Source organism: Bacillus sp. EKM202B (genome assembly GCF_011066025.1).
GTDB classification, from domain to species: domain Bacteria; phylum Bacillota; class Bacilli; order Bacillales; family Bacillaceae_G; genus Bacillus_A; species Bacillus_A toyonensis.
Window position 1 is genome coordinate 45,428 of the sequence record NZ_JAAMNK010000009.1, and the last position, 22,660, is coordinate 68,087.

Genomic DNA, 22,660 nt, shown 5'->3' on the forward strand with positions numbered 1-22,660 from the left:
TTTTTCACCATTTTTTAAGTTTCCTAGAACCGAGCTACTTGTATTTGCCGCACTTCTTACTCGGAGACTTGTCGCATTAATCGTTCCTACTTCTTGCGTTCCATTCGTAATGTTTTCCGCTGGCTTTTCTTCTTGTTTTCCTGCTTCTAACTTCACAAACTCTAACGACACATACCCTTCTTTTCCTTGATAGCTGATTTTCGCCCAGCCATTTGCTTTTCCTAGTACTGTTACTTTTTCACCATTTTTTAAGTTTCCTAGAACCGAGCTACTTGTATTCGCCGCGCTTCTTACTCGGAGACTTGTCGCATTGATCGTTCCTACTTCTTGCGTTCCATTTTTAATCGTTGCATCTGATGTTTTCGGTTGTTCCGGCTTTTTTATCTCTTCTGTGTTGCCATCAATTTTCACAAACTCTAACGATACATACCCTTCTTTTCCTTGATAGCTTATTTTTGCCCAACCATTCGCTTTTCCTAGTACTGTTACTTTTTCACCATTTTTTAGGTTCCCTAAAACCGAGCTACTTGTATTCGCTGCGCTTCTTACTCGTAAGCTTGTTGCATTGATTGTTCCTACTTCTTGTGCTCCATTTTTGATTGTTGGTTGCAGTTGCTTTTGGCCAGAAGTGTCAGGTGTTTGAATTGCATCTCCAAATTTTAAAAACTCTAAAGATACATATCCCTCTTTTCCTTTATATTCAATCTTTGCCCAGCCGTTCGCTTTTCCTAATACCGTTACTTTTTCATTTTTTTGAACATAGCCAATCATTGAACTACCTAGAGTTGGACTATTACGTACATTCAAACGAGTTGCCGTAACAATTCCCTCTTCTTTTTGTCCATTATTAATCGTTAATTGTTGTTTTTGTTCAACGTTTGGATTTCCATTCGAAAATCCTAAAAATTGTAATGTGACATACCCCTCTTTTCCATCATGAGAAATTTTAGCCCATTCTTTTTCCTTACTTAAAACTTGTACATTTGTTCCCTTTTTTACTGTTCCTATAACTTTCCCTTGAGTTGTAGGTTGTTCACGTATATTTAAATTTGTTGCATTTACTGTCGCTAAATTATCACTTTCTGCAAAGGCATGCGTCGAAATAAAAGATGTTGCTGTCGCTAGAAATGTACCTGTTATTATTTGTTTTGTTGTTTGTTTCATAATTTTTTATAAGAATATAAGAAATCCTATATTCTTCAGCCCTCCCTTTTTTATTCTTCTTACTATTAATCTTAACATATCATTCCGAAATATTTATTTTGAATATCTAAATATAGCCATAAAATTTGTGAACATCTTATCTATATAGTTTTTTGCATAAAACTATATCTCCTATGAAATATTACAAAGGGATGTATTTTAGATGGAATATTAATTTTTCAGGAGGAAAACAATGACGAAAATCTTCATTTTAGCATCAACACTTTCTTTATCTTTTTTTAGCGGCTTGAATATCGGTAATGCAGCCACGGAAAACTTCTCTCCAACAAACGCTATTGTACAAAACAGCGATCATTTAGCAGAAGGAAACTCAAAAGATAATAATAAACCTCCAGGAAGCAACGGTTCTGGTGGTAGCGGTTCTGATGACAGCGGTTCTGGTGGCAGCGGCTCTGATGGTAGTGGTTCTGGTGGCAGTGGTTCTGGTGGTAACGGTTCTGGTGGCAGCGGCTCTGATGGCAGTGGTTCTGGTGGCAGCGGCTCTGGTAGCAACGGTTCTGGTGGTAGCGGCTCTGGTGACAGCGGCTCTGATGGCAGTGGTTCTGGTGGCAGTGGTTCTGGTGGTAACGGTTCTGGTGGCAGCGGCTCTGATGGCAACGGTTCTGGCGGTAGCGGTTCTGGTGACAACGGTTCTGATGGCAATGGTTCCGGTGGCAACGGTTCTGATGGCAGTGGTTCCGGTGGCAACGGCTCTAGTGGCAACGGTTCTGGTGGCAATCGAGTTAAGGGCGATAGCAGTTTGCAAGATGGCAAAGGCTCCCAAGATGGCAATCGAGTTAAAGGGGATAGCAGTTCACAAGGTGGTAACGTAAAAGATAATGCGACAAAACAAGGTGATAAGTTACCTAATACTGCAGCACATTATCCTGCATCTATTTTAATAGGACTTTCAACATTCCTAATTGGTATGTTATTGTTTATTCGCCGTAAAAATGCAAAATAAAGACCAACATCCTTCCATCTAAAAAATACATGAAACCAATATAAAACTAAAAAGGGCTTTGGATTGCAGTTTATTATGCAACCCAAAGTCCTTTTGGCATCTATCAGAAAGCGTATTAATATGCTTTTCCCCAATAGACCATGTGCTTTGCTTCTTTACTACAGCAAATACATTCGTCAGCTAAATGTTCTTGCTCAAAAGGCATACAACGTGAAGATACTCCAACTTCTTCTTTTAATTTCTCTTCACAAGCTAGTTCTCCACACCACATCGCCTTAATAAACCCTTGCTTTTCATCAGCTGCTTTTTTCATCTCTTCGAAATTCGTCACACTATACGTATTCTCATCGCGAAATACTTTTGCTTTATTAAATAAAGAATGATGAATTTCCTCCAGTAATGATGGAATGCGTTCTTCTAATTGATCCATTGATATACATTCTTTTTCTTTCGTATCTCTTCTTACAAGTACAACTTGATTCTTTTCAATATCCTTTGGACCCACTTCTAATCGAATTGGAATTCCCTTCATTTCATACTCATTAAATTTCCAGCCCGGTGTTTTAGTGCTAGCATCTATTTTTACACGCGCAACCTTCTGAATACGTCCTTGTAACTCTGTTGCTTTTTCTAACACACCTTCTTTATGCTGAGCAATAGGTACAATAACAACTTGTACTGGAGCGACTTTGGGCGGCATTACAAGTCCGTTATTATCACTATGGACCATAATAAGTCCACCTATCATTCTCGTTGATACACCCCACGAAGTCTGGTGTACATATTGCCACTTACCGTTACGATCTAAAAACTTAATATCAAATGCTTCAGAGAAATTCGTTCCAAAGTTATGAGATGTTCCTGTTTGAAGTGCTTTTCCATCATGCACTAAACTTTCAATCGTATAAGTTGCCTTCGCTCCCGCAAACTTTTCTTTTTCTGTTTTTTGTCCTTTAATTACTGGTATCGCTAAGTATTCCCCACAGAAAGAGGCATATAGATTTAAAATATTTAACGTTTCAGCTTGCGATTCTTCTGCCGTTTCATGAATCGTATGGCCTTCTTGCCATAAAAATTCAGTCGTACGAAGGAATGGTCTCGTTGTCTTTTCCCAACGAACTACTGAACACCACTGATTATATAACTTTGGCAAATCATTATATGATTGAACAATCTTTGAGAAATGCTCACAGAATAAAGTTTCCGATGTAGGACGTACACAAAGTCTTTCCGCTAACTTTTCATCCCCGCCATGCGTAACCCATGCTACTTCAGGAGCAAATCCTTCAACATGATCCTTCTCTTTTTGCAATAAACTCTCTGGGATAAACATTGGCATATACACATTCTCATGACCAGTTTCCTTTAACTCTTCATCCATCACTTTCTGCATATTCTCCCATAAGGCATAACCGTACGGACGCAGAATCATACACCCTTTTACACTTGAATAGTCAACAAGTTCAGCTTTTTTTACAATATCGGTATACCACTGCGCAAAGTCCTCTTCCATCTTCGTAATGGCTTGCACTTGTTCTTTTGCCATAGTCAGTCTTCCTCCTTTTAGAAAATACAAAAAAGCCCGCGCCCCTAAATAGGGACCGAGCTTTGCCGGCGTTACCACCCTGATTCATACACAAAAATTGTATATGCTCTCTTTTTGATAACGGGAATTTCCCGCTGCATATGCAGAACTCAAAGGTAGGTTCCATATCGCCCTTTAAGAATCTTTCAGCCAAACGGATTCTCTCTCTGCAAAAAAGGTTGGACATGTACTAGTCCTTTTTCAGCGTTATAACGAAATAAATTTGTTGATTATCATAATACAAATTCTTTTTTAAAACAATAGCTAATTTTCTTATTTTTATATATTCTTTTCATTTTTTGTAGTTTTATACGTAGCTCTTTCGAACGATTTTCACAAGTTGATGTGCAACCATACCGATAAGTGTACCAAGTAGAACGAAGAAACAAATAAATCCATATCCCATTCCTTCCCACCCACCAATAGCTATCATTGTTACAGGAAAGAAAGCTAAACAAAGAAGTACTAAACTAAGTGAAAATATAATATCAAACTGTTTGTCTGGAAAACGTTTCTTTAGTAAATATGAAATAGCAAATACTAGGAGAATCGTGATTCCACCAATGATGTAAAAAATACCAAATCCATCTAGCCAGTCCATAGTATTCCCTCCTTTCATTCAATCCCTTATACTTATTATATGTTTAATTTTTCTGAAAATAAATAATAAATTTTATTCAGAAACATATTTTTATTACTAGGTATTAATAGTAATATATAAGAATAGGTTTTATATAATTAGGAGGATTACTTTATGGATAAAGCATTAACTAATCGTGTCATTATTTTATCATTCGACTGTTTATCAGCTTTAGATTTTCCTATACTACAAAAATTACCTAACTTCCAATCTCTAATAAAAAAGGGCGCGGTTGTAGAAAAAGTAGAACCAATTTATCCTTCTGTAACATATCCAAGCCACTCAACAATCGTTACTGGAAACTACCCTAATAAACATGGTGTTGTTACCAATACTTTACTTCAACCAGGACGTGAATCACCAGATTGGCATTGGTACCGGAAATCGATAAAAGGAACAACATTATATGATGAAGCACGCAAAGCAAATTTAACGACAGCAGCCCTTCTTTGGCCTGTTACTGGAAGAGCAAACATTGATTACAATTTACCGGAAATCTTTCCAAATAGACCGTGGCAAAATCAAATTTTAGTTTCATTATTTAGCGGTAGCCCGCTATACCAATTAGATTTAAATCGACGGTTCGGTCATATACGAAATGGATTATCACAACCTGAACTCGATGATTTCGTTCTTGCTTCTGCTGTACATACAATCCTTACAAAAAGGCCTAATGTCATGTTTGTGCATTTCACTGATTTAGACACACAAAGACACTATCATGGCTTTGAATCTAACGAAACAATAGCAGCTATCCATAGGCACGACGAACGTCTAGGAAAAATTATTCATGCATTAAAAGAAAGTGGAATATACGAAGAAAGTACAATTATTGCCCTTGGTGATCATAGCGCTTTAAGTGAAAACAAATCAATTCAATTAAATGTGCTATTCCATCAAAAAGAGCTTATATCTCTAAATAAAGAAGGTAAATTAGTAGACTGGAAGGCCTACTGTCAAAGTTGCGACGGTTCTGCCTATGTATATGTGAAAGACAAAAACGATACGGATACCATTCGGGAAGTACAACTACTTCTTGAAGAACTGCTTCAAAATAAACAAAATGGCATTGAATTTATACTTCATGATGAAGCGGCGAAAGAATCCGGTGCAGATGGTAATTGTTTATTTATGTTGGAAGCACAAGAGGGGTATTATTTCACTGAAAATTATACCGGTGATTTTATAAAAGAAATTACTAAAAAAGATGTTACTTCTAGTAAAAAATATACATTTGGAACTCATGGTTACTCCCCAACAAAGCCTAACTATGAAACAATTTTTATCGCTGCTGGAAAAGGTATTCAAAGTGGCGTTACAATCCCGTATATGAGACTTATTGATGAAGGTCCGACTATCGCAAGATTACTCGGTTTGCACTTAGGCGAAACAGACGGATCCATTATAGAGGATTTACTACAATTGTAAAGAACTGTGTATATTTGTAAAAGTTATGTAAAAATCATCACTGTTTCTCTTTTTATAATTTTTATTTTTGTACACTGTTAGTAGAACAATTTAAGGGGGAACATTATATGAAAAAAATGTCCAGACAAGAAAAAAGCTGGATATTATATGATTGGGCGAATTCGGTATATTCGCTCGTCATTACAACTGCACTATTCCCAATTTACTTTAAAGCAGCTGCAAAAGAAGCTGGACTATCTGGTGCAACTTCAACAGCATATTGGGGATATGCAAACTCATTCGCTACACTTTTAATTTCTATACTTGCTCCTATTCTCGGCACAGTTGCTGATTATAAAGGGTTTAAAAAACGATTTTTCACATTCTTCTTTGGACTCGGCATCGTATTTACAAGTATGCTAGCAGTCGTCCCAACATCCCAGTGGTACTTATTACTAGGTTGCTATATGCTAGCACTAGTCGGTTTTGCTGGAGCAAACATTTTTTATGATGCATTTTTAGTAGATGTTACCTCTAAAGATAGAATGGATCGAATTTCTACACGAGGCTTTGCATTAGGCTATATTGGGAGCACAATTCCTTTTATCGGTTGTATCGCTCTTATTATTCTTGCTCAAAAAGGCACTATCCCTTTATCAGTCGGCATTGCCAGTCAAATTTCATTCGCAATAACAGCTCTTTGGTGGGGATTATTTACAATTCCAATGCTAAAAAACGTAGAGCAAACACATTATATTGAACGCCATCCAAGACCAATTGCAATGAGCTTCAAACGCCTTGCTGATACTTTTAAAAATATTAAAGAATATAAAACAGTCTTTATGTTCCTAATCGCCTATTTCTTCTACATTGACGGGGTCGATACAATTATTACTATGTCTACCGCTTACGGAACAGATCTCGGTATTAGTGCAACGAATCTATTAATCATCTTATTTGTCACACAAATTGTAGCTTGTCCATTCGCTTTATTATACGGAAAATTATCAGAAACATTTACAGGGAAAAAAATGCTATATGTTGGTATTATTATTTATATCATCATTTGCACATATGCTTATTTCTTAAAAACGACACTCGATTTCTGGATTTTAGCAATGTTAGTTGCCACTTCTCAAGGTGGTATTCAAGCACTTAGTCGTTCCTATTTTGCAAAACTAGTACCTAAAGAATCGGCAAATGAATTCTTCGGATTTTATAATATATTTGGCAAGTTTGCCGCGATCATGGGTCCAGTATTAGTCGGTGTTACAACGCAATTAACGGGAAAAACAAACGCTGGTGTCCTTAGTATTATCGTATTGTTTATTATAGGTGGATTCTTATTAACTAGAGTTCCTGAAAATGATACACCCGTTACACCACCTAATCCGAAAACTAAAACGCTATAAAAAGAAGATCCCCTTCACACAAGAAGAGGATCTTTCTTTATTTTTAACGATAACGCTTTACAAGTAAAAACTCTACAGCTGGCTTTACAACTCTAGCGGCACATAACGTAAGTAAAAGCGGTACATCATGAAAATCTATCCATTTATTAAAACCTACCGATGCGAAAAAAAACCAAAAAATAAATACAATGCGTACATAATATGTAACATTTGCACTTGTTTTTCATACATGTTTTTCTAAATCTTTCTTCTCCTCATTTGCCCTTCAACATTATGCGATGCTACAAATAAATAGTGCATACCAGTTTACTTGAAGTTCAATTAACCAATAGTAAAGTGCAAATGCTAGCATACTTATAACTACTAATGTCGTAACTAAAAGACTTATTTTCTCTTTCCCCTACAGCTTATACAAAAATAGTTTATCAACAGTTGTTCCCAATACTTCCGCTAAACGAAAAGCTAACGCTAAGCTTGGATCATATTTATTATTCTCAATTGCATTTATCGTCTGTCTTGATACGCTACACTTATCAGCTAATGCACCTTGTGAAATATTATTTTCAGTGCGTAATTCATAAATTTGATTTTTCACATCTTTTCTCCTAACATGTAAAATCGTTTTTACAACATTAGTATATAATCGGTACATTTCATTGTCAAAAGACTGCCACAAGAAAAGGGAGCAATTCTGCTCCCTTACAATGGTTATTTCGAGGCTAACGAATTTGTTAGTTCCTCTTTATTAGCGACATCTTCTTTATTTATTTGCATGCGTAGAACTGGTCCAATCGCTAATAAAATAAGTGACATCGCTATACAAAATACAATAACTAATGAAGTCATTTCCTTCAATCCTCCAGCTAGTGATGTTCCAATTAACATTGCCCCCATAAACATTGGTAAAATGGTTCCATTTACTCTTCCAATCATATTTTCTGGTACAAGTTGAATCATAAGCGTACCGACAACGATATTAACACAAGCTAAACAAATACCTGTTCCAAATCGCATCAAACTAGTAATCCAAAATGATGTGGACAACCCTTCGACTAAAAATGAGATTGCTAATATACTCATACCAAATACAAACATCTTTTTCGGATTTACTTTTGAAGCGAAAACCGCAGCAACAATACCACCGATTAGCATACCTATTCCATCCGCTGCTGCTAAATATTGAACTGCTTCCTTTTCCATTCCAAGACGTTCTATTACAAGAAACACCTCTAATGGATTCGTTAATCCAACAGCTAAGCCCATAATTGTGAAAGTGATCGTAATCATACGTAAATTTTTCGTATGAAGAACGTATTTCCATCCTTCTTTTATATCATTTTTTAATGATCCCTTCACTGCTTGCTCTTGTTCAATCCATTTCGGTAAAAATGAAAGGGCGATAGCAGATAATAAAAATAAAATGATTAAACTATATAGTGACGTAAATAAACCAAGTTGTGTATACACAAGCGATCCTACAACTGGTCCGAAAATCATAAACAATGACTGTAATGTTTGGTTAAATGCAATCGCATTTGCTACCTGTTCTTCCTTTACATAGCGCTTAAATATGCGTGAAGATGAAGGCTGAGAAAACTGACCTACAATTGCGGAAACGAGTGTCGCAAAAAATATTGCCTGCCAGTAATCAATCTTTAACAATAAAACAATCCCTATAATAGACAGTACACTTAACACATCCCCAGCAACCATTGTTCTTTTCGGGTTCCAGCGATCTGCTAACGCGCCACCAATGAAAGAAAAAATAAAAATAGGTGCATATTCCATGACCGATAATAGTGAGACTGAAACTGGATCATTATTCGTCCGCTCCATTATGAAATACAATAGGGCCATATTTCTGATCCAAATCGCAAATTGTTGTAAAATATCGGATGCCATAACGAGCATAAATGCTCGATTTTTAAATAAAGCTTTCATTTCCGCTCCTCCTTTTATAAACCGACCATTCGGTCTAATTCATTTTAAAAGAAAAGCCGCTGACTTATTATTCAGCTGCCATCCCTTTTAACAATACATCTATTGCCTTTTTATAAACTCGCTTTAACTCGTTATAATCTAGCTCATAGTAAAGCACTCCAAGCCCTGATAATAAGCCATGTACAATATACATCAAATCGCGCGCATTTTCTTCACGAAACTCTCCAGACTGTATACCTGTTTCGATTAATCTCTCAAACATAACATATGATTCTCTAGTTAAAGCTAATAATTCATCTAGAACCTCTTTGCTCACAACTTGGCTCATAGAAAATTCCTCTATTGCACTCGAAATAGGTTGTTGTATATCCTCTACATAATATTCTGCGAGACCATATAATTTTTCAATACTAGTACTATACAACTTCTCTTTTTCATTCCATTTTTCAAGCCAATCATACGTATGCTGTTTTACTACAAATAAAAATAATTCTTCTTTACTTTTAAAATGGTAATAAATACTCCCTTTACTTCGCTCTGTAATTTCACAAATATCTTCCATAGATGTGGCTGCATAGCCTTTTTGTGAAAACAGATTTTCTGCTTTGTATGCAATTTCCTTCTTTATCTCTTCTGCGCTTTTTCTCATACTCACACCCCTTTAAACCGACCGTTCAGTCTAATGATAACAAATGAAAAACCTCTTTCGCAAGAGGCTATATTCCTTATTTACGAAAACGTACTTTCAAACCAAGTTCGGATCATATGTATTGTTCCAAATTTAAATCCAAGTTTAACAAGAAATACACCTCCAGCAACTAATAAAAACAATGCTACTTTCCCTTTATTTTTCATTTTCGGTTCCCTTCCCATTTCCATTCTCCTTATCATGTTAAAAATATTAAACAAACGTTTATTTAACTGTTAGTGTGCGTATGTAAGCCAACTAATCAAACGTTTGTTTAAAAAAGAAATACGCCTATATAAGGCGTATTCTTATCAATCACCGCAACTACCTCCACTATCTCCTCCAAAAGACCCTCCACAGTCATGTGAACTGCTATCATGTGAGCTGTCATTATTATCAGATCCAGCAAAGAAAAAAAGCGGTGATGAGTTATTAGACGAATTATGTATGTTATTTTGTTTCGTAAGGTTTACTTTCTTTTTGTTTGATCGAACAGCTATTACAATTATTCCAATGACAACAAATAATAGTATGACAATAATAAATTCCATATAAAAACCTCCCTAATTCTCGAATAATTGAATGGTTCTCTCTAAATTTTCAAGTGAAATAAAGCGCGATTCACGAAGGATCTCTTTTCCATTATGAAATAACAAAATTGTCGGCCCTGTAAATACTGCATATCGCCCCGCAACTTCTTGCATGTCTTGTAGTAATATCTCTATTTTCTCTACGTAATCATAATTCTCTAATACGTAATTTACTTTCCTTAACATGACATCACAAACACCACAATTTTCTGTTTTAATAAATAGAAGTACTAATTGCTGTTCTTCAATATATGTTGCTAATTCTTCTATCGTTTCAAATGTATTCATCTTATCCCTCTTAACTTAATTTACGAAATGCTGAACTATCTTTCTCTTTTCCATTACCTGCTGAAAACACAACGTTTTTGCTGTTAACCCTTCTTGTAATTTTTTCCTCTCTACTTCATCATAACAGCAAGCAATTAAATCTTCTATTTTTAATATATCTTTTGTAATTCCATTTCTGCTGGAATCATTCCCGCATTTTTTAAATTTTATAGCTCATCCTTAACTCTAGAGGTACCATTAAAAGATCTTCTAATTGTAGTGGTTTTCCTTTTCTCGAAATATAATCCAGATCACCATTCCAGATTGCTTGTCGAACCTTTTCTTCAGCAATGTTCAAAAACACATCCACACTATCCTCTCACTTACATATTTTTACTATTATTTTATATGAAATTTCACCATCTTACCACACCATTACAAGTTGACTTCATACAATTTTTTCTCAAATTTATTTATAATAAGCTATTTTCTTCCTCACCGGTCTTTCATTTTCATATGCAGTTTGTATTAAAGCCTTTTTGTATTGAGAAAGTCTTTCTTCATACAATAAAGCGTTTACACTAAATCTTACATTTGTTACGATTTAATCACCCCAGCTCCCTTGTATAGACTTCGTGATGTCTGATCATTTTTATCTAGACGTTTCATACGTCTAGATTCACTTTGATTTATCGGCAAATGCCTTTAAATATATCTTTTACCTTGAAAGGGGAAATGACTATGAGGTCAAAAAAATTCACATTACTATTGCTATCTCTACTACTCTTCTTACCTCTTTTTCTCGCAAATTTTATTACTCCAAATCTCGCATCAGCAAATTCACCAACGCAAAACCAAAAAATTATTGGGTACTTTCCTTCGTGGGGCATCTACGGACGTAATTATCAAGTTGCAGACATCGATGCATCAAAGCTCACTCATTTAAACTATGCGTTTGCTGATATTTGCTGGAATGGAAAACATGGAAATCCTTCTACACATCCCGATAATCCAAATAAACAAACATGGAACTGTAAAGAATCTGGTGTACCGTTGCAAAATAAAGAAGTTCCTAATGGTACTCTCGTATTAGGTGAGCCCTGGGCTGATGTCACAAAATTTTATCCAGGATCAGGTACAACTTGGGAAGATTGTGATAAATATGCCCGTTGTGGCAACTTCGGAGAATTAAAACGACTAAAAGCTAAATACCCTCATTTAAAAACCATTATTTCCGTCGGAGGCTGGACTTGGTCTAATCGATTTTCTGATATGGCAGCTGATGAAAAAACTAGAAAAGTATTCGCAGAATCAACAGTCGATTTCCTACGTGCATACGGATTTGACGGCGTCGATTTAGACTGGGAATATCCAGGTGTTGAAACGATTCCTGGTGGTAGTTACCGTCCTGAAGATAAACAAAATTTCACGCTCCTTCTTCAAGATGTCCGAAATGCTTTAAATAAAGCCGGTACTGAAGATGGAAAACAATATTTATTAACAATTGCTTCAGGGGCAAGTCAACGTTATGCCGATCATACAGAGTTAAAGAAAATCTCTCAAATACTCGATTGGATTAATATTATGACATATGATTTCCACGGCGGTTGGGAAGCAACTTCTAACCATAATGCCGCATTATATAAAGATCCGAATGATCCAGCAGCTGATACGAAATTTTACGTAGATGGAGCTATTGACGTTTATAAAAATGAAGGTGTACCAGCTGATAAACTCGTATTAGGCGTACCATTTTACGGACGTGGTTGGAAAAGTTGTGGAAAAGATAATAATGGGCAATATCAACCATGTAAACCAGGTAGTGATGGCAAACTAGCATCTAAAGGTACTTGGGATGATTATTCTACTGGTGATACGGGTGTTTATGATTACGGTGATTTAGCAGCGAATTACGTAAACAAAAATGGTTTTGTACGCTATTGGAATGATACAGCTAAAGTACCTTATTTATACAATGCTACTACAGACACATTTATTAGCTACGATGACAATGAATCTATGAAATATAAAACAGATTATATAAAAACGAAAGGTTTAAGTGGAGCAATGTTTTGGGAACTTAGTGGTGACTGTCGCACAAGTCCAAAATATAGCTGTAGTGGTCCAAAATTGCTTGATACGTTAGTAACCGAATTACTTGGTGGACCTATCAGTCAAAAAGATACTGAATCACCAACGAACGTAAAAAACATTGTGGTTACTAATAAAACCTCAAGCTCAGTCCAATTAAGCTGGACTGCATCTACTGATAATGTGGGAGTTACTGAATATGAAGTTACTGCTGGGGAAGAAAAATGGAGTACAACATCAAATAGCATTACAATTAAAAATTTGAAACCTAATACGGAATACACTTTTTCAATACTAGCAAAGGACGCTGCCGGGAATAAATCACAACCTAATTCTATTATTGTAAAAACTGATGATGCTAACACAACGCCTCCTGATGGTAATGGTAAGGCTACATTTTCAGTTACTTCAAATTGGGGAAGTGGCTATAACTTCTCAATTGTAATTAAAAATAACGGCACAAGCCCTATTAAAAACTGGAAGTTAGAATTTGATTATAACGGCAATTTAACACAAGTTTGGGATTCTAAAATTAGTAGTAAAACAAATAATCATTATGTAATTACAAATGCCGGATGGAACGGTGAAATTCCTCCTGGTGGATCCATTACAATAGGAGGTGCAGGAACAGGTAACCCTGCCGAACTTTTAAATGCCGTTATTAGCGAAAACTAGACGTAACATTCTTTAATTGTTTCACTAAAGTTTGCGAAAAATCACAAATTAAAATTACAATAACCGATTATAATTATATTTAGTTTTCAATATGAAGTTTGCGTGAAGTTCATCTGAATTTTACATGAATTTCCTTTAATTTCTATTGTCTTCCCATACTAATCACCTTATTCTTTATATATAGGAATAATTTTTATTCCATTTCAAGCTATCTATATATACAAAAAAGATAGTTGCCTATTAGGGAAAGGCGTCTAATATTATTATAAATATAAACATAATCGCAGAAAAAGCACGCTTATAAGCGCACCATAAGAGTGCTTCTTCATACAATTCTCATGTAAGAGTTCTCGAAAATCATGTTAATCACAAAGAAAAGGCCGTAGCTTATATAAGCTACGGCCTTTTCTTTGTGATTATTTTTAAACGTTCCATTCTTCGATATTCCATACTTTCGTTATCCACGTTTCATAGAAAGAAGCTCATGTGAAACGATTAAAACTGTTAAAAGACTTTTTCTATTTTTTCATATAAGGAGCTAATACACTTAAAATTTCTTCCTTATCCTTCTTTAACTCCAATGATGTTAACATATCCATCGTTCGAGGACGAGGTAATTTCACTTGCACTTCACCAACTATTGATGCTGGTCTTTGAGATAAAATAAATACGCGATCAGAAAGCAAAATTGCTTCATCTAAGTCGTGTGTAACCATAACAATTGTTTGCTTTTCTTGATGCCAAGAATTTAAAAGCCAACTGTGTACTTCCATTTTTGTAAATGCATCTAATTTTCCAAAAGGCTCATCAAGTAGCATAATTGGCTTCTCACATAAGTATGTACGAAGAAAGCTAATTCTTTGGCGCATACCACCAGATAATGCATCAGGATAATGATCCGCATATTCATCTAACTCAAACTGCTTTAATGCTTCCATTCCTTCTGTTAACCTTTGTTTTTTAGATTTCCCCTCAATTTCTAATGGAAGAACAATATTTTGTAAAGCCGATCGCCACGGTAATAATAAATCTTGTTGTGGCATATAGCTTACAACATCTTGTTTTCTCACATGTTCCTCGTTATAAAATACCTCTCCACTCGTTGGCTCTTCAACACTCGCAATCATATTTAACAATGTGCTTTTCCCACAACCACTTGGACCGACAAAAGAGACAAACTCTCCCTCCTGTATAGAGGCACTAATATTTGCTAATACATTCTTTCCATCGAAAGATTTCACAATATCTTTTATTTGTAATCCGCTCATTTTTCACTTGGAAGGAATTCATTTGTAAAAGCATCTTTTACATCAATTTTCTTTTTAATAACTTTGTTGTCGTATAAGAAATTCATGTAATTCGTCCAAACTTCTTCCTTCTGTACTCCCCACGCTTTTGCATCATCTTGATACTTCGTACTTAACCACTTTTGACTTTCTTGTACTAATTCCTTATTCACATCTGGAACAGCTTTAATTAAAATATCAGCAGCTTCTTTCGGCTCTTTAATTGCAAAATTATAACCTTCTGTCGTTGCAGTCATAAACTTTTTCACGAAGTCTTTATCTTGCTTCGTATGTTTTTCACTCGTAATAATAACAGGACTATAGAAATCAAGCGCTGGATCTAAGTCTTTCACCATAATCGTATTTAACTCTTTTCCTTGACGCTTCGCTTCAATGCCATCCCATCCATAATAAATCCATTCAAAGTCCGCATCACGACCGATTGATTTGAAGAAGTCTGTTTGTCCTAAGATGATTTTTTCGACTTTATTAAAATCAGCTTGATTTTTCTCCATAATTGTTTTTAACGTCGCTTCTTCTGCTGGACCTCCCCAGCCGCCATAACGTTTACCTTCAAAGTCTTTCGGTGACGTCATATTATCTTTTTTTAGTGATGCAAAAGCAGAGGTATTATGCTGAATAATTGCACCAACAGAAACAACTGGGATTCCTTCAACACGAGCTAATGTTACATTTTCCTGTGCACTTATCGCAAAATCTGCTTTCCCAGAAGCAATCATCTGCTCTGCTGTTACATTATCACCAGGCTGGATAATTTCTACATCAAGCCCTTGTTTTTTGTAATAATCTTTCGTTTTCGCTACATATAAGCCAGTATGATTCGTATTTGGAAACCAATCTAAAACAACTTTTACTTTTTTATCTTTACTTGCACTTTCTTCTTTCTTCGCCGGATTACACCCAGCCACACTTACTGCTAATAAAGCAGCTAACATAATTTTTAAACCTTTTTTCATTTTCTGCCGTCCTTTCTATATATCCATGGTGCTGTTATTCTTGCCATAAACTCCACGATAAAATACAGGCATAATGTCACCATGACGATAATTGCTGCAACACCAAATACTCGAGCAGTTAAAAAGGATTTTGTAGCTCTCGTAAGCATAACCCCTAACCCTTCACTTGCACCGAGCCATTCTCCGATAATTGCCCCCATCACGCTATATGTAACTGCAATTTTTAAACCCGAGAAAAAGTATGGGAGCACTGCCGGAAACTTTACTTTCTGGTAAACTTGCCATTTCGTTGCTTTCATTGTTTGCAACAATTTCAACATATTTTTATCTACAGTTTGAAAACCTTCTAAAATACTAAGCGCAATTGGGAAGAAACAAACGAGTATGACGACCATTACTTTCGGCAACATCCCATATCCAAACCAAATAATAAATAACGGTGCAAGTACAACGATTGGAATCGTTTGCGAAATAACGAGCAACGGATTTATTAAAATACGAAATAAAGGTATCACGTCCATAATAATTGCAATGCTCGTCCCAAGTAAAATCGCAAAAAATAGTCCGATTATAACTTCCTGCAGTGTTTGCATCGTATTTGGTAATAGTAAATCCTTCATTCCAATTAATTCTTGAACAATGGCAGAAGGCTTTGGTAAAATCCACGGTTCGATTTTAAATAATGAAACAGATCCTTCCCATATCACAATGAGAAGGATAAGCCAAATTGTTGTAATAAGTTTAGATTGCTTCTGGTTTTGCATATTCATCACGGTACTTCCAAACCTTTTCATCTATCGTTACACCAGTGCTTGGACGATAATGGATTTTAATAGAAGTAATCACTTCTTCAGCTCCAGCATCGACGCAAGCTTGCTGCGCACGTTTCACGACATCAAGAAGTACATCTAATTCTCCTTCCAACGTTGTTTCCATTGCTCCTACTTCATAACGAACTCCCGATTGTTGTACAACTTCAATTGCTTTATCAACAACAGAATATACATCTTTTGTTTTTGCTTGCGGTACTACTGAAAATGACATTGTAACTTGTTGTGACATAATAAAATCCCCCTTATAAAATATGTTTCCCAAAAAAGAAAAGGCTTTCCTACCATGTAGGAAAGCCTTGTATACAAGTTATTCTATAATAACTTATGCTACATCACTTTAAAGTAACTCCCTACGCTGGCATTATCCAGATCAGGTTGAGGGTCGATGTATACTTACATCCTCTCAGCCAATTGGCTCCCCGGTTCTTAATTCGTTCTCATTGTAGCATGATTTATTTTATTGAACAAACAAAAGCATGTATAATCATTTCATTTAACTTTTAAATTCCCCAATTAACTCTTGTAACTCCTGTGAAAGCCAGCTTAAAGAACTCGCTAATTCAGCAATATCTTGTACAGACATTTCCTGTTCTTTCATACTCGCTTCAATATTACTACTACCATTCGCATACATATTTGCGATATGTGATAGTTCATTTACAACACGAACAATATTTTTGCTATTTTGCAATATATCACTTGAATTGCTAGAAACAGCTCTAACTTGATTGGTAACAGATTGTGCTGATTTTGAAATTTGTTCAAAGAAAGCATCACTACTTTGAACAAATTTAATTCCAGATTCTACTTCTTTTGAAGCCTTTTGCATTAAAACAACAGCTTCTTTCATTTCAGCTTGTGTTTCCCCTATTAATTTTGCTATATCTTTTGCTGGTGCTTTCGTCTGCTCTGCTAATTTACTCACTTCATCAGCAACAACAGCAAATCCCTTTCCGGTTGCCTCAGCACGTGAAGCTTCAATAGAAGCATGTAAAGCTAACGAATTAGTTTGATTAGAAATACCTGTAATTACAGTTACAATATCACTAATTTCTTTTGATCTTGTTTCCAATGAATAGATGATAGAAGATACATCCTGTACTGCATTTTGTATTATGTTCATTTGATTCATCACCTGTTCAATAACACTATTTCCTTTTACTGAATGATGCTCCATACCTTCAGACTCTTTCGCCATTTGTTCTGCAGCATTTTTTATCTCTTCTATCTTTTCTTCCATTTCATATACAATACCTAAATACTGTGGTACTGAAGTTTCTTGTGACTGAGCGCCAGCTCTTAACCCAACCATAGAACTTACGATTTCTTGAACTGCCATGCTATTCTCTTTCGTACTCACTGACAATTCTTTTGAAGATGAGGAAACCTGTTCTGCTGTCTGCTTCACTTTATCTACAATTCCTTTAAACTTCTCGATGGTATTATTAAAATACGCATTAATAATACCAATATCATCTGGTCTTTCCTCTAATTTAATACTTAAATCACCTTCACCGACTTTGCGCAATCCTTCACGTAAATCTCGCAATGGAGCAAGTGCGTTACGTACAATTAAGAATTGAATAACAGTTGCAATTAAAACAGAAATACAAATAAACATTAAACCTTGTATAATGAACTTTTCCTTTGTACTAGGAACAATAGAGGCATCTACATCAGCTGCAACAAGTGCCACAATATTTCCGTCTCCATCTTTAATTGGCTCTAATATCGTTACCCATGACCCTAATTGATCTTCATATACTTCTGTCATGTTCGCTTTTTTCGTGTTCATTACTTTATCATATGCTTTCATCCAAAGATCTGGTTGTTTATAATATTCTCCCGGCCTTACTTCAACAACCTTTGCTAACCCTGTAGCCAAATCGACGATTAGTAACTCACCTTTTTCATTTTTTTTTGCTCCAACAATATAGGTTTGTCCAACACTATTCAATTCTTCCGTTGCTTCATCTAATTTGTCTGTTAACTTCTCTCTCTTTTCTCTTTGTGCCACTGGGTCTTTTGTAACATCTCTCACTATTTCTTCGTCTAATTTATGTAATACCGTATCTCCTGTTTCAAAAGAATGTCTTTCAAATATAGACATCATACTATTTTGAAACATGTTAAAACTTAACGCTCCCATAGTACCAACAAGCGTCAAAATAACTAACACAGTTAACAATACATTCTTTTGAAGAAACGACAACTTATGCCAATACTTTTTCATCAACATCACCTTTCTTAATTAATATAATATAAAGTAAAACTATTAAAATATAAATCCCAACAAATGACAATGATTCTCATTTGTTTACAAATAAAAAAAAGACCAATGAAAAGAGCATTGGTCAAGAGCAACCCTATCCGTCCGGTAACTGGCTAGCATAGCCTTTCGGCCTTAGCTCCTGTAGTTTTGCGTACTCATGTTTCCATCAGTTTGCCTTTCTCGCTGAACGAGTTGAACGATATGGGAGTTCTATGAGAATTAAATTATTCTCTTTCCAAGGTTACAACATTCAAATTAAAATGTCTACTTATTTAGAGATATAAATATAAAATTCCAATGTATTATTTTTTCGAAATAATTTAACAAAATACGTGAATGTTACTTTTTTTATGTTATATAATAAAAAACGTATATAAACCAAAGATTCCTTCGGATATTTCATTAATTTTCATTTAAATTAAATTATTCGAATATATCTTAACTTATGAATTTCGGAGGTAATTTATCATGTTTTGGCTACAATTTCTTACCTTATTACTCTGCATTTTTATTGGTGCACGCCTAGGCGGAGTTGGCTTAGGAGTAATGGGTGGAGTTGGTATGGCAATACTCGTTTTTGTCTTCCACTTACAACCAACCGCTCCTCCTATCGATGTAATGCTTATGATTTTAGCAGTAATTACTGCTGCTGGTGCTTTGCAAGCCGCTGGAGGAATGGACTATCTTGTTCATCTAGCTGAGAAAGCTTTACGAAAAAATCCAAAGCGCATTACATTTTTCGCTCCAATTGTTACTTATTTGTTCACACTATGTGCTGGCACTGGTCACGTTGCCTATTCTGTACTTCCTGTTATCGCAGAAGTCTCTCGTGAATCGGGAATTAGACCCGAACGACCAATGTCAATTGCCGTAATCGCTTCTCAACAAGCAATTACAGCTAGTCCCATTTCAGCTGCCACAGTTGCCCTTTTAGCAATGTTAGCTGACTATAAAATTACTTTATTAGATATTTTAAAAGTAAGTATCCCTTCTACTTTCATCGCTTGTATGGTAGCTGCATTCGTTGCTAGTAAAATGGGGAAAGAACTAAATGAAGACCCTGAATACTTAAAACGATTAAAAGAAGGTATGATTCCTAAACTTGAAGAGAAAAAAGAATTTGTAGGTGTAAAAGGCGCTAAATTATCAGTTATTCTTTTCCTAGTAGGAACTTTCCTTGTCGTACTTCTTGGTTCATTTGAAGCACTTCGTCCGGGATGGATGGTTGACGGGAAGTTAATTCGTCTTTCCATGCCAAACACAATTGAAATGGTTATGTTAACCATCGCAGCTCTTATTATTATTTTCTGTAAACCAAATGTAGAAAGCATTGTGTCTGGTAACGTCTTTAAAGCTGGAGCAACAGCAGTTGTTGCTATTTTCGGTATCGCTTGGATGGGAGATACTTTCTTTAACGGAAACTTAAATATGATTCAAGGATCAATTCAGCACTTAGTTACAAGTGCACCATGGCTATTTGCTATCGCATTATTCATTCTATCTATTTTACTGTACAGCCAAGCAGCAACAGTTCGTGCTTTAATGCCACTTGGACTATCTCTTGGTATTCCGCCAGCATTACTGATTGCTATGTTCCCTGCAGTAAACGGATACTTCTTCATTCCAAACTATGGAACAATCGTTGCTGCCATTAACTTCGACCGCACTGGTACAACAGGTATCGGTAAATACGTTTTAAATCATAGCTTCATGATTCCCGGCCTAATCGCAACCTTTACTTCTATCGGAATTGGAATGCTCTTAATTTCAATTATGTTTTAAATAAAAAGCACAAACCTATAATTTTAAAAGGTTTGTGCTTTTTTATTTAAACGTTTGTTTAATTTTTTCAATCAATAACTTCTACAACATACCCTTTCTTTTTTAAACCACTCAATATTTCTTCAATATGATTTCTATCTTTCGTTTCTAATGACAAGTGCAATTGCGCATATCCTGGAAATACCTTTGTACCAATCCGTTCTAAATGTATATTTAATACATTTGCTTCAAAATTTGTTACAATCTCGAGCAAATGGTGCAAATAGCCTGGCTTATCTTTAATCATTGTCGCGATGTGAATGAAGCGTCCTGCTTCAACCATTCCATGCTCAATAATACGCGAAATAAAGTTTACATCGACATTTCCACCACTTAGTACGGATACGACTTTCTTTTCTCTTATTGGGATTTTGTGATAAAGCAAAGAAGCTAATGAGCTCGCACCAGACCCTTCAACCAACAATTTATTCCGTTCAAGAAGCATTAACATCGTTCGTGCAATTTCCATTTCATCTACACAAAACACATCGTCCACATAACGTTGTACAAGTTCAAATGTCAAATCACCTGGCCTCTTAACCGCGATTCCATCCGCCATAGTTGGTGTCGACTCTACTGTTATTACCTTCTTTTCCTCAAGTGACTGTTTCATTCCCGGACAAGCAAGTGTCTGCACCCCGTATATTTTTACTGATGGCTTTTGTTCTTTAATTGCCATCGCAACTCCTGCAATTAATCCTCCACCTCCAATAGGACAAATAACAGCCTCTACATCTTCCAACTGTTGTAATATTTCCAGACCGACTGTACCTTGACCAGCAATTACTGCTTCATCATCAAATGGATGTACAAATTTCGCTCCTGTCTTCTCTTTTAAATCTAGTGCATAAGCTAATGCATCATCAAATACAGCACCTTGTAATTCTACATGTGCACCGTACCTTTTTGTCGCAAGCACCTTACTTAACGGAGCACCTTTTGGCATCACAATCGTACAAGGAATACTAAGCATATTACTAGAATAAGCGACTCCTTGCGCATGATTTCCAGCAGATGCCGCAACAACACCATTTTCTAAATCACCTTTCTCAAGAGAAACCATTTTATTATAAGAACCACGTACTTTAAAAGAGCCTGTCTTTTGTAAATTCTCCAGCTTTAAATACACTTCATTCTGTGATAACTCACTAAATGTACTTGAATAATCTAATGGCGTCATATGTACAATGCCCTTCATTTTCTCATAAGCAGCTATAATATCCTGAAATACAATCATGCCTTCGCCTCCGAAACAATATATGTTTATACATACTAGTTTAGGCGGCATATTTTGTTTTATACGACAAAAGACCACGCAGTATTTTCATACTACATGGTCTTTTATCTACAAACACTTATTTACTTCCTCAGCTAATCGCTTCGTACTTTCATACGCAGAATCCGCTAAACTAATTGCAGAAATAACTGAAACACCATCCGCACCCGCTTCTATAACGGTAGCAGTATTTTCAATTGTAATCCCACCGATACCAACGATCGGCACTGTAATTCCTTGTTCTCTAAAATGAGCTAAACCTTTCGTTCCTTGAACAGCTTTCGTATCTTTTTTCGTACTCGTTGGGAAAATAGGACCAACGCCTAAATAATCAGCTCCGTTTTCAATCGCCCATTTTGCTTCTTCAATTGTATGTGTAGATACACCGATAATTTTATTTCCCATCTTTTCACGAACAGATGTAATCCCTTCATCATCTTGTCCCACATGAACACCATCTGCATCTAATTCAATGGCCAATTCTACATCATCATTTACAATGAAAGGAACACCATATTCCTTGCAAAGCGCCTGCAATTTCTTTGCAAAACGCACTCTATCCTCTCCAGTTAAAGCCCCTTCTCCCTTTTCACGAAATTGAAAAAGTGTTACTCCACCGTCTAATGCTTCTTTCAATATAGCTAACGGATCCTTCGTGCAATTATTGCTTCCCATAATAAAATACACTTGTAATAGGTTAGACATTTTCTTGGTTTCAATGCGCATCATGTG

The 22,660-nt window shown here is 35.7% G+C and carries 21 protein-coding genes, 2 pseudogenes, 2 riboswitches and 1 other annotated feature; of the genes and pseudogenes, 5 read left to right on the forward strand and 18 right to left on the reverse strand.

Annotated features, from left to right (window positions below; translation table 11 throughout):
* Window positions 1–1,164, reverse strand: a 1,164-nt coding sequence (locus G9F74_RS30090; protein ID WP_260407659.1) for an SH3 domain-containing protein, incomplete at its 3' end; no start/stop codon positions are given.
* A 232-nt stretch (window positions 1,165–1,396) separates the two neighbouring features.
* On the opposite strand from G9F74_RS30090, the gene G9F74_RS13480 reads away from it, so the two are divergent.
* Window positions 1,397–2,167 (forward strand): LPXTG cell wall anchor domain-containing protein, encoded by a 771-nt coding sequence (locus tag G9F74_RS13480; protein ID WP_131202420.1) that lies wholly within the window; start codon window positions 1,397–1,399, stop codon window positions 2,165–2,167.
* A 115-nt stretch (window positions 2,168–2,282) separates the two neighbouring features.
* Here the strand turns inward: G9F74_RS13480 and proS are convergent, their stop codons facing one another.
* The gene (proS, locus tag G9F74_RS13485; protein ID WP_016107459.1) at window positions 2,283–3,713 is read right to left on the reverse strand and encodes a proline--tRNA ligase; all 1,431 of its coding nucleotides are present in this window, start codon (window positions 3,711–3,713) and stop codon (window positions 2,283–2,285) included.
* Between the two features lie 47 nt (window positions 3,714–3,760).
* Window positions 3,761–3,966: a binding site (T-box leader), on the reverse strand.
* A 93-nt stretch (window positions 3,967–4,059) separates the two neighbouring features.
* Window positions 4,060–4,353 carry a YesK-like family protein gene (locus G9F74_RS13490; RefSeq protein ID WP_000383863.1) on the reverse strand — a complete coding sequence of 98 codons (294 nt, stop codon included), beginning with the start codon at window positions 4,351–4,353 and terminating at the stop codon, window positions 4,060–4,062.
* Window positions 4,354–4,506: 153 nt separating this feature from the next.
* On the opposite strand from G9F74_RS13490, the gene G9F74_RS13495 reads away from it, so the two are divergent.
* On the forward strand, window positions 4,507–5,820 hold the full coding sequence (locus G9F74_RS13495; protein WP_000356455.1) for an alkaline phosphatase family protein: 1,314 nt from the start codon (window positions 4,507–4,509) through the stop codon (window positions 5,818–5,820).
* Window positions 5,821–5,927: 107 nt separating this feature from the next.
* Window positions 5,928–7,211, forward strand: coding sequence for an MFS transporter (locus G9F74_RS13500; protein WP_000738837.1), 1,284 nt, complete (start codon window positions 5,928–5,930; stop codon window positions 7,209–7,211).
* Window positions 7,212–7,254: 43 nt separating this feature from the next.
* On the opposite strand, the pseudogene G9F74_RS30095 reads toward G9F74_RS13500, so the two are convergent.
* The 8 genes and pseudogenes from G9F74_RS30095 to G9F74_RS13540 form a co-directional block, all read right to left on the reverse strand.
* Window positions 7,255–7,563: pseudogene (locus G9F74_RS30095) on the reverse strand (hypothetical protein).
* Window positions 7,564–7,611: 48 nt separating this feature from the next.
* The gene (locus tag G9F74_RS13510; RefSeq protein ID WP_080001328.1) at window positions 7,612–7,863 is read right to left on the reverse strand and encodes a helix-turn-helix transcriptional regulator; all 252 of its coding nucleotides are present in this window, start codon (window positions 7,861–7,863) and stop codon (window positions 7,612–7,614) included.
* A 56-nt stretch (window positions 7,864–7,919) separates the two neighbouring features.
* A complete protein-coding gene (locus G9F74_RS13515) occupies window positions 7,920–9,152 on the reverse strand; it encodes an MFS transporter (protein ID WP_000645356.1) in 1,233 nt (410 codons plus the stop codon).
* Between the two features lie 67 nt (window positions 9,153–9,219).
* Complete coding sequence (locus tag G9F74_RS13520; protein WP_001231936.1) at window positions 9,220–9,801, reverse strand: TetR/AcrR family transcriptional regulator; 582 nt, start codon at window positions 9,799–9,801, stop codon at window positions 9,220–9,222.
* A gap of 80 nt (window positions 9,802–9,881) precedes the next feature.
* Window positions 9,882–10,025 carry a hypothetical protein gene (locus tag G9F74_RS13525; RefSeq protein WP_016107458.1) on the reverse strand — a complete coding sequence of 48 codons (144 nt, stop codon included), beginning with the start codon at window positions 10,023–10,025 and terminating at the stop codon, window positions 9,882–9,884.
* A 126-nt stretch (window positions 10,026–10,151) separates the two neighbouring features.
* Entirely contained in the window at window positions 10,152–10,391 is a 240-nt protein-coding gene (locus G9F74_RS13530) for a hypothetical protein (RefSeq protein WP_016107457.1), read from the reverse strand.
* A gap of 12 nt (window positions 10,392–10,403) precedes the next feature.
* A complete protein-coding gene (locus tag G9F74_RS13535; protein ID WP_001091216.1) occupies window positions 10,404–10,718 on the reverse strand; it encodes a thioredoxin family protein in 315 nt (104 codons plus the stop codon).
* A gap of 15 nt (window positions 10,719–10,733) precedes the next feature.
* Window positions 10,734–11,067 (reverse strand): annotated as a pseudogene (locus G9F74_RS13540) (DnaJ family domain-containing protein).
* A gap of 371 nt (window positions 11,068–11,438) precedes the next feature.
* On the opposite strand from G9F74_RS13540, the gene G9F74_RS13545 reads away from it, so the two are divergent.
* Window positions 11,439–13,463: a glycosyl hydrolase family 18 protein gene (locus G9F74_RS13545; protein WP_016107456.1), complete on the forward strand. Its 2,025-nt coding sequence runs from the start codon at window positions 11,439–11,441 to the stop codon at window positions 13,461–13,463.
* A gap of 518 nt (window positions 13,464–13,981) precedes the next feature.
* Here G9F74_RS13545 and G9F74_RS13550 read toward each other — a convergent pair.
* The 5 genes from G9F74_RS13550 to G9F74_RS13570 form a co-directional block, all read right to left on the reverse strand.
* Window positions 13,982–14,731 carry an ABC transporter ATP-binding protein gene (locus G9F74_RS13550; RefSeq protein ID WP_000016055.1) on the reverse strand — a complete coding sequence of 250 codons (750 nt, stop codon included), beginning with the start codon at window positions 14,729–14,731 and terminating at the stop codon, window positions 13,982–13,984.
* Window positions 14,728–15,726 carry an ABC transporter substrate-binding protein gene (locus G9F74_RS13555; RefSeq protein WP_016107455.1) on the reverse strand — a complete coding sequence of 333 codons (999 nt, stop codon included), beginning with the start codon at window positions 15,724–15,726 and terminating at the stop codon, window positions 14,728–14,730. Before G9F74_RS13555 ends, G9F74_RS13550 begins: the two co-directional genes overlap by 4 nt.
* The gene (locus G9F74_RS13560; protein WP_016107454.1) at window positions 15,723–16,496 is read right to left on the reverse strand and encodes an ABC transporter permease; all 774 of its coding nucleotides are present in this window, start codon (window positions 16,494–16,496) and stop codon (window positions 15,723–15,725) included. Before G9F74_RS13560 ends, G9F74_RS13555 begins: the two co-directional genes overlap by 4 nt.
* Window positions 16,468–16,788 (reverse strand): MTH1187 family thiamine-binding protein, encoded by a 321-nt coding sequence (locus G9F74_RS13565; RefSeq protein ID WP_000082906.1) that lies wholly within the window; start codon window positions 16,786–16,788, stop codon window positions 16,468–16,470. Before G9F74_RS13565 ends, G9F74_RS13560 begins: the two co-directional genes overlap by 29 nt.
* A gap of 101 nt (window positions 16,789–16,889) precedes the next feature.
* Window positions 16,890–16,991, reverse strand: a riboswitch (TPP riboswitch).
* A gap of 61 nt (window positions 16,992–17,052) precedes the next feature.
* Window positions 17,053–18,792, reverse strand: coding sequence for a methyl-accepting chemotaxis protein (locus tag G9F74_RS13570; protein WP_016107453.1), 1,740 nt, complete (start codon window positions 18,790–18,792; stop codon window positions 17,053–17,055).
* A 140-nt stretch (window positions 18,793–18,932) separates the two neighbouring features.
* Window positions 18,933–19,017: riboswitch (cyclic di-GMP riboswitch) on the reverse strand.
* 282 nt (window positions 19,018–19,299) lie between these two features.
* On the opposite strand from G9F74_RS13570, the gene G9F74_RS13575 reads away from it, so the two are divergent.
* Window positions 19,300–20,613: an anaerobic C4-dicarboxylate transporter family protein gene (locus G9F74_RS13575; RefSeq protein ID WP_016107452.1), complete on the forward strand. Its 1,314-nt coding sequence runs from the start codon at window positions 19,300–19,302 to the stop codon at window positions 20,611–20,613.
* A gap of 67 nt (window positions 20,614–20,680) precedes the next feature.
* Here the strand turns inward: G9F74_RS13575 and ilvA are convergent, their stop codons facing one another.
* Window positions 20,681–21,889 (reverse strand): threonine ammonia-lyase, encoded by a 1,209-nt coding sequence (gene ilvA / locus G9F74_RS13580; protein WP_016107451.1) that lies wholly within the window; start codon window positions 21,887–21,889, stop codon window positions 20,681–20,683.
* Window positions 21,890–21,997: 108 nt separating this feature from the next.
* Entirely contained in the window at window positions 21,998–22,657 is a 660-nt protein-coding gene (thiE, locus tag G9F74_RS13585) for a thiamine phosphate synthase (RefSeq protein ID WP_016107450.1), read from the reverse strand.
* Window positions 22,658–22,660: the final 3 nt, after the last annotated feature.